14 protein-coding genes and 1 tRNA gene are annotated in these 12,863 nt (G+C 70.7%); 5 read left to right on the forward strand and 10 right to left on the reverse strand.

Annotated features, from left to right (window positions below; translation table 11 throughout):
* Nucleotides 1-2: 2 nt before the first annotated feature.
* Nucleotides 3-806 carry an acetoacetate decarboxylase family protein gene (locus tag BST11_RS08155; protein ID WP_083137421.1) on the reverse strand — a complete coding sequence of 268 codons (804 nt, stop codon included), beginning with the start codon at nt 804-806 and terminating at the stop codon, nt 3-5.
* Nucleotides 803-1,741, reverse strand: a complete 939-nt coding sequence (locus BST11_RS08160; protein WP_083137422.1) for an SDR family NAD(P)-dependent oxidoreductase — start codon at nt 1,739-1,741, stop codon at nt 803-805. The genes BST11_RS08155 and BST11_RS08160 overlap by 4 nt, the downstream gene beginning before the upstream one ends.
* A 65-nt stretch (nt 1,742-1,806) precedes the next feature.
* Between BST11_RS08160 and BST11_RS08165 the strand changes: the two genes are divergently transcribed.
* Nucleotides 1,807-2,694 (forward strand): IclR family transcriptional regulator, encoded by an 888-nt coding sequence (locus tag BST11_RS08165; protein WP_083137423.1) that lies wholly within the window; start codon nt 1,807-1,809, stop codon nt 2,692-2,694.
* Here the strand turns inward: BST11_RS08165 and BST11_RS08170 are convergent.
* The 6 genes from BST11_RS08170 to BST11_RS08195 all read right to left on the reverse strand — a co-directional run bounded on the left by BST11_RS08170 (nt 2,691) and on the right by BST11_RS08195 (nt 8,404).
* A complete protein-coding gene (locus BST11_RS08170) occupies nt 2,691-3,965 on the reverse strand; it encodes an amidohydrolase family protein (protein WP_083137424.1) in 1,275 nt (424 codons plus the stop codon). The two genes, BST11_RS08165 and BST11_RS08170, sit on opposite strands and share 4 nt — an antisense overlap.
* 185 nt (nt 3,966-4,150) lie before the next feature.
* A tRNA-Ala gene (locus BST11_RS08175) sits at nt 4,151-4,226 on the reverse strand.
* Between the two features lie 48 nt (nt 4,227-4,274).
* Nucleotides 4,275-5,306 carry a divisome protein SepX/GlpR gene (sepX, locus tag BST11_RS08180; RefSeq protein WP_083137425.1) on the reverse strand — a complete coding sequence of 344 codons (1,032 nt, stop codon included), beginning with the start codon at nt 5,304-5,306 and terminating at the stop codon, nt 4,275-4,277.
* Between the two features lie 169 nt (nt 5,307-5,475).
* Complete coding sequence (locus BST11_RS08185; RefSeq protein ID WP_067320306.1) at nt 5,476-6,129, reverse strand: GNAT family N-acetyltransferase; 654 nt, start codon at nt 6,127-6,129, stop codon at nt 5,476-5,478.
* A gap of 15 nt (nt 6,130-6,144) precedes the next feature.
* Nucleotides 6,145-7,437 carry a molybdotransferase-like divisome protein Glp gene (glp, locus tag BST11_RS08190; protein WP_083137426.1) on the reverse strand — a complete coding sequence of 431 codons (1,293 nt, stop codon included), beginning with the start codon at nt 7,435-7,437 and terminating at the stop codon, nt 6,145-6,147.
* Between the two features lie 58 nt (nt 7,438-7,495).
* Nucleotides 7,496-8,404, reverse strand: a complete 909-nt coding sequence (locus tag BST11_RS08195; RefSeq protein ID WP_083137427.1) for a UTP--glucose-1-phosphate uridylyltransferase — start codon at nt 8,402-8,404, stop codon at nt 7,496-7,498.
* 77 nt (nt 8,405-8,481) lie between these two features.
* On the opposite strand from BST11_RS08195, the gene BST11_RS08200 reads away from it, so the two are divergent.
* From BST11_RS08200 to mscL, 4 genes are all read left to right on the forward strand, one after another.
* On the forward strand, nt 8,482-9,075 hold the full coding sequence (locus BST11_RS08200; RefSeq protein ID WP_083137428.1) for a 5-formyltetrahydrofolate cyclo-ligase: 594 nt from the start codon (nt 8,482-8,484) through the stop codon (nt 9,073-9,075).
* A gap of 75 nt (nt 9,076-9,150) precedes the next feature.
* Entirely contained in the window at nt 9,151-9,510 is a 360-nt protein-coding gene (locus BST11_RS08205; RefSeq protein WP_083137466.1) for an FmdB family zinc ribbon protein, read from the forward strand.
* A 67-nt stretch (nt 9,511-9,577) separates the two neighbouring features.
* On the forward strand, nt 9,578-10,255 hold the full coding sequence (locus tag BST11_RS08210; RefSeq protein WP_083137429.1) for an SAF domain-containing protein: 678 nt from the start codon (nt 9,578-9,580) through the stop codon (nt 10,253-10,255).
* A gap of 66 nt (nt 10,256-10,321) precedes the next feature.
* On the forward strand, nt 10,322-10,786 hold the full coding sequence (gene mscL, locus BST11_RS08215; RefSeq protein WP_083137430.1) for a large-conductance mechanosensitive channel protein MscL: 465 nt from the start codon (nt 10,322-10,324) through the stop codon (nt 10,784-10,786).
* 7 nt (nt 10,787-10,793) lie between these two features.
* On the opposite strand, the gene BST11_RS08220 is transcribed toward mscL, so the two are convergent.
* Nucleotides 10,794-11,351 carry a MogA/MoaB family molybdenum cofactor biosynthesis protein gene (locus BST11_RS08220; RefSeq protein WP_067320284.1) on the reverse strand — a complete coding sequence of 186 codons (558 nt, stop codon included), beginning with the start codon at nt 11,349-11,351 and terminating at the stop codon, nt 10,794-10,796.
* On the reverse strand, nt 11,351-12,826 hold the full coding sequence (locus BST11_RS08225; protein ID WP_083137431.1) for a S1C family serine protease: 1,476 nt from the start codon (nt 12,824-12,826) through the stop codon (nt 11,351-11,353). The genes BST11_RS08220 and BST11_RS08225 overlap by 1 nt, the downstream gene beginning before the upstream one ends.
* Nucleotides 12,827-12,863: the final 37 nt, after the last annotated feature.

Genomic DNA, 12,863 nt, shown 5'->3' on the forward strand with positions numbered 1-12,863 from the left:
GGCTATACCCGCGCGGGCTCGGGCCCCGGTGCGGCCAGCAACGCGACGTCGTCGTAGCGCTGGTGCACGTACGGCAGCAGCCACTCCTGCGGCACCCGCGCGGCGATCCGCCCCACCTGGATCGTGCGCCGGCGGCACCAGGTGATCGACCGGATTTCGCGAATCACGATGTCGGCCACCGGATCCAGCGGCGACTCCCCCAGCTCCACGGAGCCGTCGATGTCCTCCAGCAGCTCGTAGTGGCGGTGGTACTCGCCGTAGACCAGGTGCGGGTCGGTGATGCCGCCGCCGTCGGGGGCGCGCAGGAACTTGAAGTAGAACTCGGTGTTGACCTGGTCGGGCGGCAACTCGGCCGGGCCGGTGACCTCACCGGTCACGCCGATGAGCCGATAGCCCAGGCGGTCGACGGTGGCCGCGACGCGCTCGCCGTCACGTTCCACCGAGATGTTCGCCAGTTTCTTTGGCTCACCGAAGGTTTCACGCCCGCCGGTCACCGACTGCTCGGTGGACTGGGGCATGAAGAGCGGATAGTCGCCCTGGCGTTCGCCGTGCCGGGCCGTCACCGAGAACACCGCCGACCCGAACGGCGGCCTGCCCTCGATCCGGACCCGCTGAAGCTGGATGCGCACCAAGGGCTCGGCCGCCGGCTCCAGCGGCTTGGGCAACACCGCCGCGACGATCTCCGGATCGGTGAGGTACGTGACGGTCACCGCCTCGGTGGCGATGGGCGCTTTGGTGGCGTCGATCTCGTGGTCGACTTGCGCCTCCGGTGGTCGGGGACCGTAGCGAACTGCGTTGCTGCTCAACGGTTTCCTCCTTTGGTTTGCGATTCCCTGTCGGCATGCTGGGCGAGGACGTCGACCAGGTAGTCCGGTTCGGCGCGCGCGAGGATCGACGCCGCCTTGCGGCTCACCACCTCGTCGGCGCTGGTGGGTGGACCCATCATCCAGAAGCGGTTCGCAAGGATTCCCTCCACCACCTGATCCGCGACCGTCTCGAGCGGGGTGAACTCGACGTGCGCACCCGCGGCCTCGAAGCGGGCCACCACCTTGGCCAGGGTCTGCTCGGGCGTGCGCCGTTCCTGGGTCGCGGCGTAGCGCGGCGGGCGGTGCCGCCACGACTCCCAGATGCCGGTGTTCAAAAAGCCGCCGGGGAAGAGGACGTGCGCGCGCACCCGCGTGCCCGTCATCTCCAGGTGGGTGTAGAGGCTCTCGGTCAGGCACAGCACGGCGGCCTTGGTCATCGGGTAGACCGCCGTGGCCGGGCCGCCCATGGCGCCCCGGGCGATCGGCGCGAATCCGCCGTTGCCCGAGCAGGTGTTGACGACATGTCCCTCGCCCTGTTCGAGCAGGATCGGCACGAACGCCTTGATGCCGTGGATGACGCCCAGCACGTTGACGTCGATCCCCCAGCGCCAGTCGGCCAGGTCGTGTTCCCACATGTAGCCCTCGGAGACCGCGCCGGCGCCGGCGTTGTTGCACACCACGTGCACCGCGCCGAAGCGCTCGAGCGCCTGCTGGGCCAGCGACTCGACCGAGGAGTAGTCGGTGACGTCGGTGACCACGCCGGCGACCTCGATGCCCTCGTCGGCCAGCGACCGGGTCGCCTCGTCCAGTGGCCCGGCGAGGACGTCGGCGAGCACCACCTTCATCCCCTCGCGGCCGAACCGGCTGCCCATGGCCCGGCCGATGCCGCCGGCGCCTCCGGTTACGACCGCCACCTTGCCCTGAAGGTCCGTCATATTGTGGCCATCGTCACATGGTCGCGCATCTCACCGCAAGAAGTCGCATTATGCGACCATTGGCTATGGCGCCGCGCCCCTCACCGCAGACCGAACGGGTCGTGAACCTGTTCGAGCAGCTGGCCGGCGATGGAAGCCGGGGAATGACGTTGGCCGAGGTGTCGCGCCGCCTGAGCGTCCACAAGGCCAGTTGCCACTCGATGCTCTCGGAGCTGCTCCGGGCCGGTTGGCTGCTGCGCGATCCGGTGCACAAGACCTATCACCTAGGTCCGGCCCTGGTCCGCCTCGGCCGAGAGGCGGCCGGCCGGTATCCGGCGCTGGTGCTGGCGCGCTCGGCGATGGCCGAGCTGGCGCACGCCACGGGCGCACACTGCATCGCGTTCTCGGTGGGCGAGGATTACTCGACCGTCGTCGACCAGGTGCGAAGCCCCAGCGGCGGCGGTCACCCGATGGCCATCGGCACCCAGTTCCCGCGCCGCCCGCCCTACGGCGCGTCGACGGTGGCCTGGGCCGGTCCCGAGGCCCGGGACGACTGGCTGGCCGCCCTGCCCGCGGATGTCCGCGAACGCTACCGCCGGGCCATCGCCACGGCCAAGCGGCGTGGCTACGCGGTCGGTCTGCACATCCTGCCCGATCTGCGCCTGCAGGAGCTGGCGCTGATCGTGCGCAGCGCCGAGGTGCGTTCCACCCGGCTGAGCCAGCTGGCGCAGGCGTTGACCGACGAGCTGATCCACCAGGAGGAGTGGTTCCCGAGCAGCCTCGCCCGCGACCGCACCTACGAGGTGAGCCACATCGACTCCCCCATCCTGGAGCCGGGCTCGGGCATCGCGCTGATGCTCAGCCTGGTGCCCAGCGCCGAGCCGATGAGCGGCGCGCGGGTCACCCGGCTGGGGGCGCAGCTCGCCGCCGCGACCCGCCGCCTCAGCGCGGCGTTGGCGAAAGAGTCCGGTTAGCGTCGTTCCGGAGCAAGGCGCTTGAGGGCCAGGCCCCCTTCGAACGGGCGGTAGCCGAAGGCGGCCGGGGAGCGATACCCGGTGTCCTCCAACGGGGTGTGCACCTCCTCGACCGTGGGACCGATCTTGGCCGCCACCGGCACCAACGCATCGAGGTCGAAACGGTAGAGGCGACCGGCGTTGCCGGCCAAGATCTTTCGGCAGTCCTCCCGCGGCCGGTCGTGCAGGGCCCAACGGAGGGCCAGCTTGGAGTGCGGCGTGAAGCCTTCCTCGTGCGGATAGTCACTGCCCCACATGATGTGCTCCGGGCCCATGAAGTCGATCATCCCCGCGTCGAACGGCATCAGTTCGCTGGCGAGATAGCAGTTCCGCTGGGTGTATTCGCTCGGCGTCAGGGTCAGCTCGTCGACCGACGATCCGCCGAACATCCCGTAGGTGCGGTTGTGAGCCTCGGACTTCATGGTGGGCACCATGGCGTCGAGGACGGCCAGCTGCCCGGGCACCCACATCGTGCCCTGCTCGGTCGGCACGAAGCGCAGCGTCGGATGGCGCTCGAACACCCCGGCCAGGATCAGGTGTCCCAGGGTGCGCTGGGCCCACAGCGCCATCTCGGTGATCAACACCGCGTTGGAGGCGGGCTGGTCCATCGGCATCTCGGGGCTGCCCGCACCGGCGTGCTGCACCACCGTCAGGTCCAGGTCGGAGCACAGCGCCCAGAGGGGTTCGTAGCGGGTGTGAAAGAGCGGGGGTACCTGCGGGTCGCCCGGCGAGACCGGCGGGATGAGCACGCCGCCGAAGCAGTCCTGCTCCGCGCCCCACCGGATTTCTTCCAGCGCCAGCTCGACGTCGTTGGGGAAGATCTGGATCAACCCGCGGCGCCGGGCCGGGGCCAGCGAGCAGAAGTCGATCTGCCACCGGTTGTGGGCCTGCACGCCCGCCCAACGCTGCTCGAACTCCGCACGCGTGCGGGGCAGGCTGATGGTGATGTTCGGGCTGGTGGGGAAGAACGGCGGAACGGTGTTGGGCAGCAGCACCTCGGCGGCCACCCCGTCGGCGTCCATCTCGGAGATGCGAAGCTCGTGGTCCCAGTTGCGGGCCGCGGTGGCGATGATCAGATCGTCGAAGGGGCTGGCGTAGGCCTTGGCCCACGCGTCGAACTCGTCGTGGAAGCGCGCCGGCAGATACGGTTTGTAGTCGTAAAGATCCGCGCCCGCATGGGTATCGGTCGAGATGACGACATAGCGGTCCAGCGTGTCCCAGGTTGTAGCCATCGCATCCTCCGTCGGTACGTCGAGTATAGGAGGAACGCGGTGCGTTCAGATGCTGAGTTCCTATTAGATCTGCGGGCGCGTGTTTCGTTTCGCCCAAGCGCCACAATCGCGCGGCCCAACAGCGGGCATCTGCCGCGAGCGCTGCCGAGGCGATGGCCGCGTGAACGCCCTGACCTGCTCAAATGTGGTGGAGCTAAGGGGATTCGAACCCCTGACCTTCTCGATGCGAACGAGACGCGCTACCAACTGCGCCATAGCCCCTGATCGCTAGCAGGCTACCAGCCGACGGGCCCACCACCGAACGGCCGGCTACTCGCCGACGGCGCGCGGCAGGTCCCGCGGCCAGCCGAAGGTGCGCATCGGCATCGCGTAGTCCAGGTGCTCGAAGATCGGGTCCTCGTCGTCGATCTCGAGCACCACCGCGCCGGGGCGCCGCAACCGCGACGGGACCAGGTCGTACTCGCGGTCGTAGGCGTTCTCCACGCCCAGGCGCGCGCGGGCCATCCGCTGCATCCGCCGGCGGCGTATCTTCTCCTCGATCCGCGTCTGCCGGCGCAGATACGCCAGGTACAGCAGCGTGACGGCGGTGGCGGCGCCGCACGCCCACCACGCCCTCGGCGAGACCTCGAACGCGGCCGTGGCGGTGCCCACCAACACGACCGCCATCACCATCAGCACGCGCCTGCGGAAGGCGTACTTGCGCGCGCTGACCGCGGCCGCGGTCTTGGGGTCGAACCGGCGCCGCCGCGAGGCCCCCGGCGCGACGAACGCCCGCGGGTCCTCGTCCTCCTCGCGCTCGGCTTCGGGCTCCAAACCCGAAGAGTCCTCGACGTATTCGTACCGGTCGTCGTCGGCCGCGTCGTCGGCCTCGGTGTGCTGGGCGACGGCGTCGGTCTCGGCCTCGTCCGCATCCGGCGCGGACACCTCGGCACCGGCGCCCGCGGGAAGCGCGCCGGAATCCTCGATGACGTCGGCGTCGAGGTAGTCGGGCTCGGCCTGCTCGGCGGGGTCCTGGACGGCGACGGGCCGCGCCGGCAGGGCGTCGGTGTCCTGATCCTGCTCCTGGTCCTGGTCCTCGCCGCGCTCCCGGGCATCGTCGTATCCGTCGACCTCGGCCTCGTCCTCTTCCGGCTGCCAGTGGGGATCGCTGCGGTGACCGGCGGCCGGCCCGCCGCGCTTGAGCAGCCGGGCAGCGGCGCCGCCGTTGAGCACCCGCGTCGCCAGGGCGACGTCGCTGGTGCGCCGCACGGCGTCGCGTTTGCTGACGAGCATCGGAACCAGCACGAACAGCCAGAGCACCACGAGCGAGATCCACAACAGCGACTGCGGGATGCTTGGCATGATGACTTGCTCCTAACTGGTCCTGACCCCCGCGAGGCTGGCCGGCGCGGCCGGGCCGAGTGACCAGCACAATTACACACCTGTAATTTGCCTCTCACAAGCACCAAATGTCACTCGTGTCGCGCTAGCCCCATCCCAGGCGGGGCGTCCTCAGCCCCGGAACCCCGTGTCACGCCCAGCTGGCCTGACCGGCGCGGACCAGCGTCGCCGCGACCGATCCCTGCACCTCTTCGACCGTGATGGCCATCAGCAGGTGGTCGCGCCAGGCCCGGTCCACCTCGAGGTAGCGCTGCAACAGGCCCTCCTCCCGGAACCCGACCTTTGCCAGCACGGCGCGGCTCGCGGCGTTCTCCGGGCGCACGGTGGCCTCGACGCGATGCAACATGACGGGGCCGAAGCAGTGGTCGAGGCCCAGCGCCAACGCCGCCGTCGCCACCCCGCCGCCGGTGGCGGACCTGGGCACCCAGTAGCCGATCCAGGCCGACCGCAGCGCCCCGTGGGTGACGTTGCCGATGGTCAGCTGGCCGCAGAACCGCCCGTCGAGCTCGATGACGTAGGGCAGCATGCGGCCCTTGCGGGCCTCGGCGCGCAGGCCCGAACACAACGCGGGCCACGCGGCGACGGTGTGCCGGATCGCCCAATCGCCGTCGGCGCTGGGCTCCCAGGGCTCGAGGTGCGCGCGGTCGGCCAGCCGGATCCGGCTCCACTGCGTGCCGTCACGCATCCGGACGGCCCGCAGCCGCACGACGCCGGCCGGCACCCGCAGCGGGCCCACATCCAGGGGCCAACCGGGATGACGGGAACTGGTGCGCAACAGGTTCATAAGCGGTCGGTGGGCCTAGCCGCGCTGGGCCAGGAACGCGACGTCGACGATCTCCCCCGTGCGGATCTGTTCGGCGCCGCTGGGGACGACGACCAGACAGTTCGCCTCGGCCAGCGTGGCCAGCAGGTGCGACGACCCGGGAGCCCCGCCCAGCGCCTGCACCAGATACTCGCCGGTGTCCTGGTCGCGCATCAGCTGTCCGCGCAGGTAACCCTTGCGCCCGGCGACCGAGGTGATCGGCGACAGGGCGCGGGCCTGCACGATCCGACGCATCGGCTGGCGCTTGCCCAGCGAGAGCCGGATCAGCGGCCGCACCATCACCTCGAAGACCACCAGGGCGCTGACCGGGTTGGCGGGCAGCAGGAACGTCGGCACGCCCTCGTGACCCAGCTGCCCGAAGCCCTGCACGGACCCCGGATGCATGGCGACGCGCACGACCTCCATCTCGCCGAGCTCGGACAGCACCGAGCGAACCGCCTCGGCGGCGGCTCCCCCGACCGCGCCGGCGATCACCACGACCTCGGCTCGATTGATCTGGCCCTCGACGACTTCGCGCAGCTGCTTGGGGTCGTTGCTGACGATGCCGATGCGGTTGACCTCCGCCCCGGCGTCGCGGGCCGCCGCCGCCAGCGCGTAGGAGTTGACGTCGTAGACCTGCCCGTTTCCCGGGCTGCGCGAGATGTCGACCAACTCGCCGCCCACGGCGATGACCGACAGCCGCGGCCGCGGGTGCACCAGCACCCGGTCGCGGCCCACGGCCGCCAGCAGGCCGACCTGCGCCGCGCCGATGATCGTCCCGGCGCGCACGGCGACGTCACCGGGCTGGACGTCGTCGCCGGTGCGGCGCACGTAGGCGCCCGACGGCGCCCCGCGGTAGATCCGCACCCGCGACGTCCCGCCGTCGGTCCAGCGGATCGGCAGCACGGCGTCGGCGAGGGTGGGCAGCGGCGCGCCGGTCTGCACGCGGACGGCCTGGCGCGGCTGCAGCCGGCTGGGCGTGCGCGAGCCGGCCTCGATCGTTCCCATCACCGGCAGCACCAGCCCGTCGCGCCGGTCTTCGTCGTCGCCGCCGTCCTCGTTGGGCGGCTCACCGAGGCTGTCGACGCCCACCTCACCGATGCCGAGCACGTCGACGCTGCGCACCGCGTAGCCGTCGATCGCGGCCTGGTCGAACCCGGGCATGGGCCGCTCGGTCACCACTTCCTCGGCGCACATCAGCCCCTGCGCCTCGGCGATGGCCACGCGTATCGGCCGCGGGGCCACCGCGGCCGCCGTTATCCGGGCCTGCTGCTCCTCAACAGAACGCACAAGCGCGCCTCTCTGCCCTCGATGGCGCTCGCCGCTTGAGCCCTGGCGGGTACCGGCGTCACTGCTCGGTCAGGCCCAACCGCGCCACCAACCATCGCCGCAAATCCGGGCCATAGTCATCACGATCCAATGCAAAGTCAACCGCAGCCTTCAGGTAGCCGCCAGGATTTCCCAAGTCGTGTCGGGATCCTCGGTGCACGACGACGTGGACGGGGTGGCCCTCGTCGATCAGCAGCGCGATCGCGTCGGTGAGCTGCACCTCGCCGCCGGCGCCCCGGTCGATGCGGCGCAGCGCGTCGAAGATGGCCCGGTCGAGCACGTAGCGGCCCGCCGCGGCATACATCGACGGGGCGTCTTCGGGCTTGGGCTTTTCGACCATGCCCTTGACCCGCAGCACGTCGGGATTGTCGTCGGGCACCGGGTCGACGTCGAAAACGCCGTAGGCGCTGATCTCCTCGGGCGCCACCTCGATCGCACACAGCACCGTGCCGCCGTAGTCGGCGCGCACCTTCGACATGGTCACCAGCACGCCCGTCGGCAACACCAGGTCGTCGGGCAGCAGCACCATGACGGCGTCCTCGTCGGCGGACAGCGTGGGCTCCACGCAGCCGATGGCGTGCCCCAGGCCGAGCGGCTCGGCCTGCACCACGGACTCCACCTTGATCAGCTGCGGCGCGCGCCGCACCTTGTCGAGCATGGCCTTCTTGCCCCGCGCCTCCAGCGTGCCCTCCAGCACCAGGTCCTCGACGAAGTGCGCGACGACGCCGTCCTTGCCCTCGGAGGTGACGATCACCAGCCGTTCCGCGCCCGCCTCGGACGCCTCCGCGGCGACCAGCTCGATGCCGGGAGTGTCGACGACCGGCAGCAGCTCCTTGGGCACCGTCTTGGTGGCGGGCAAAAAACGCGTGCCCAGGCCGGCCGCGGGGACGATCGCCGTCAAGGGGATCGGAACATCTCGGCGGGACATTGTTCAAACGATAGCCCTCGTCAGGTACGCCGAGGCGGTGTGGCGGTGGGCGCGCCGGGCCTGCGATCGTTGACGGCATGGCAGCCGTGAGCAAGGCCGCGTTGCGCGGGCAGCTGCTGGCCGCGCGGCGTCGCGTTGCTGACGACGTCCGCGCCGCCGAGGCGCGCGCGCTCACCGAGCGGCTGGAGGCGGTGGTCGACGGTGAGGGCACGGTCTGCGCGTACGTGCCGGTGGGCGCCGAGCCGGGGTCGACAGAGATGCTGGACGTGTTGCTGCGCCGCTGTGCGCGGCTGCTGCTGCCGGTCGCGCGCACCGGCGCGGACGGCACGCCGCTGCCGCTGCGCTGGGGTGAATACCGGCCGGGCGCGCTCGTCCCCGGACCGTGGGGCCTGCTCGAGCCGCCCGATCCCCTCCTGCCGGCGGACGCCCTGGGCCACGCCGGCCTGCTGCTCGTGCCGGCGCTGGCCGTCGACCGCCGGGGCGTGCGGCTGGGCCGGGGGCGCGGCTTCTACGACCGCTCGCTGGCCGACCGCGACCCGGCCGCGCGGGTGATCGCGATCGTGCGCGACGACGAGTTCGTCGACGAGCTGCCCGCCGAGCCCCACGACGTGCCGATGACCCACGCGCTGACCCCCGGGAAGGGCCTGATCGCGCTTTTCGGCGGGGAATGATCCCGATCACGTAGCGGTTCTAGCACTTGAAACGGTAGAGTGCTAATGCAGCCCGACAGAATCTCGGAGGTTCTCGTGCCGACCTACAGCTACGCGTGCACCCAGTGCGCCGACCGCTTCGACGTTGTGCAGGCCTTCACCGACGACGCGCTGACCACGTGCGAGAAGTGCTCCGGTCGCCTGCGCAAGCTGTTCAATTCCGTGGGCGTGGTGTTCAAGGGCAGCGGCTTCTACCGCACCGACAGCCGCGCGGACGGCAAGAAGTCGAACGGCTCCACAAACGGGTCCGGCGAGTCGGCGTCGGCGTCGGGGTCGGGCGAGAAGGCCTCCGGCGACAAGAGCGGCTCGAGCGCCTCGGGCGGCTCGGGCGATAAAGGCGGCTCGAGCGAGAAGTCGACCAGCACCGCCGCACCGGCCGCCGCCGCGGCCAGCTGAGCCGGTTATCCACAACCCGCGTTTTTGACCCACACCCCGGGCGTCGCCCGGCGGTTACCGTTGCGCGGTGGGCAACCCATCGCTGAATCCGGCGCTGCTGCGCCGGATTTCGGCGTCGTTGCGCCCCGACTGGACGCGCACCGCGCTGGCCCGGCGCGCCGCCGCCGGCGGCCTCGTGGTGCTGGCCGGCATTGCGACGCTGCGGTCGAATCCGGACGGCGACTACGCCGAGGTGGTGGTGGCCGTGCGCGACCTGCGTCCGGGCGCCGCCTTGACCGTCGACGATGTGCGCCTCGAAAGGCGTTCGGCCACAACGGTTCCCGATGGGGCGCAGGTCGGAATCGCCGCGGTGGTCGGATCGACGCTGGCCGGCCCCACGCGTCGCGGCGAGGTGCTCACCGACGTCCGGTTGCTCGGCAGCCGGCTGGCCGACGCCGCGATCGCGTCGAAGGCCGGGCCCGGCGCCCGCATCGTGCCGCTGCACCTGGCGGACGGCGGCCTGATCGACTTGGTCCGGGTCGGCGACGTCGTGGACGTGCTGGCCGCCCCGGCCACCGATGCGCCGGGCACCGCGACCGTGACCAAAGTGGTAGCAACTGACGCCGTCGTCGTGCTTGTTTCGGCCAAGCCGAAGGCCCAGGCTGCGGATAGCGACCGCGTAGTGTTGGTTGCGCTGCCGGCTCGCGTGGCGAACACGGTGGCGGGCTCGACGCTGGGTCAGACGGTGACGCTGACCCTGCATTGAGCGCCTCGCCGCTGTTGGGCACGTGATCGATAGCAAACTCTGTCCAGTCCAGAAAGGACCAGCCCGATGCTCAAAGGGTTCAAGGAGTTTCTCGCGCGGGGCAATATCGTCGACCTGGCCGTCGCGGTCGTCATCGGTACCGCCTTTACCGCATTGGTCACCAAGTTCACCGACAGCATCATCACGCCGCTGATCAACCGGATCGGTGTCAAACAGCAGTCCGATGTCGGCATCCTCAAGATCGGCATCGGCGGCGGCCAGACCATCGACTTGAACATCCTGCTGTCGGCGGCGATCAACTTCGTTTTGATCGCGGCCGTCGTGTACTTCTTCGTGGTGCTGCCCTACAACACCCTGCGCAGGCGCGGCGAGGTCGAACAGGCCGACGACGCGCAGATCGTGCTGCTCACCGAGATCCGCGACCTGCTGGCGGAGTCGGGCAACGGGGATTCGTCGGGCAGGCACGGCGGGGCCGCCGCCAAGACGCCACCGCCGGAGCACGGCCCCCGCGCGGACGCCGAATCTCAGTGACGCGCGGCTAGATTTCCAGGCTCGACAGCTGGCCGATGATCTGGGCGGCGAGCGGATTCAACGTTGCCATCCCGTCGCGCACCGCGTAGCGCGAGCCGGCGAGGTTGACCACCAGCGTGCTGCCGGACACCCCGGCCAGGCCGCGCGACAATCCGGCATCGATGATGCCCGCGGACAGCCCCGACGCGCGGATGGCTTCGGCGATGCCCAGGATCTCGCGATCCAGGATCTCGCGGGTGGCCTCCGGCGTGACGTCGCGCGGGGTGACGCCGGTCCCGCCGACCGAGACCACCAGGTCCACCCCGCCGATCACCGCGGTGTTCAGCGCGTTGCGGATCTCGACCTCGTCGGCCGCGACCGCCACTACTCCGTCGACGACGAACCCCGCCTCGGTCAACAGCTCGGTGACCAGCGGTCCGCTGTGGTCCTCGTCGCCGTGCGCGGTGCGATCGTCGACCACCACGACCAGCGCCCGGCCGACCACCAACTCCGCACCCGTTTCCATGGATGCCACCGTATATCCGAGGTCGGACAATCCCGCCGCCGAGGGCTCATCGACGCGCATCACTGATCCGCCTTGCCGAGGGTGATCTGCACGGTGCGGCTCCCCCCGCCGGGATCCTGGAACGTCAACGACACCTTGTCGCCGGGCGCCCTGGACCGCACCGCGGCGACCAACGCGTCGGCGCTGTTGATGGGGCGATCGTCGACCTTGGTGACCACGACCCCCTTGGGCAGTCCCGCCGACGCGGCCGCGCCGTTGGGCACCACCTCGACCACCTTGGCGCCCGGCGTGCCCTTGTCGCTGGTCACCTGGACGCCGAGCGACGCGTGCGACGCCTTGCCGGTGCTGATCAATTCGTCGGCGATGCGCTTGGCCTGGTCGACCGGGATCGCGAAGCCCAGCCCGATCGAGCCGCTCTGCGCGTCGGGCGAGTCGGCGCCCAGGGTGGCGATCGCCGAGTTGACGCCCACCAACTGGCCGCTCATGTTGACCAGCGCCCCGCCGGAGTTACCCGGGTTGATCGCGGCGTCGGTCTGAATCGCGTCCAGCACCGTGTTCTGGTTGCCCGTCTCACCGGTGGTGGACACCGGCCGGTTCATCGCGCTGATGATCCCCGTGGTCACCGTGCCCGACAGGCCCAGGGGTGAGCCGACCGCCACCACCGGCTGGCCGACCCGCAAATCCGACGACGAGCCCAGCGAGATGGGGGTGAGGTTGGAGATGCCCTGGACGCGGATCACCGCGATGTCGCTGGTCGGGTCGGCACCGACCACGGTGAACGGCGCGGTGCGGCCGTCGGAGAAAGTCACCGTCGTCTTCGGTTGCGGACCGGCCAGACCCCCCGGGACGCCCGGTCCACCCGGACCGCCCGGCTTGGCCGCGGCGGCGACGACGTGGTTGTTGGTCAGGATCAGCCCGTCGGTCGACAGGACGATGCCGGAGCCCTCCTCCGACTGACGGCCGATGTCGGTCTCGAGCATGACGACGCTGGGCACCACTTTGGCGGCGACCTGCTCCACGCTGCCCGGCGGCATGTTCGCGGCCGGGACGCTGGGGGCGACCCCCGGGATGACGCTGTGCCCGTTGCCGCCGGTGGTGTGCGTGCCCAGCTCGACGGCCGTCGCGGCCGCCCCGCCGATGCCCGCCGACACGACCGCGATGGCCAGCGCGCCCGCGGTCAATAAGCCTGCGCGGGAACGCTTTTGGGGTGCCGGGGGCGGCCCCCCGGGACCCATCGGCGGCAGCATGTGGATCGGGCCGGTGCCCGTTCCGCCGGGGATCGGGCCCGTCCCGGTACCGCCGTGGATCGGGCCCGGCCCGGTGCCGCCGGGCGTCCGGACCGGCCCGGTGCCGCTGAACGGCTCGTAGGGCCGGCGGTATTGCGCCGTCGGCTGGGCCGTTTGGTAACGCCAGTCGAACTGCGGGTTGTACGGCTGGTGGCGCCCCTGCGCATATGCGGGCGGAACAGGCTGATTAGGCCCGGCGCGGTACCCCGGTTGCTGCGGCGGTGGCGAATACCTCGGGTCATCCGTCATGACGCTACGTCGCTCTTCCTATATCGGTATTTCGGCT

The sequence above is a fragment of the Mycobacterium alsense genome, assembly GCF_002086635.1.
Classification (GTDB): Bacteria; Actinomycetota; Actinomycetes; order Mycobacteriales; family Mycobacteriaceae; genus Mycobacterium; species Mycobacterium alsense.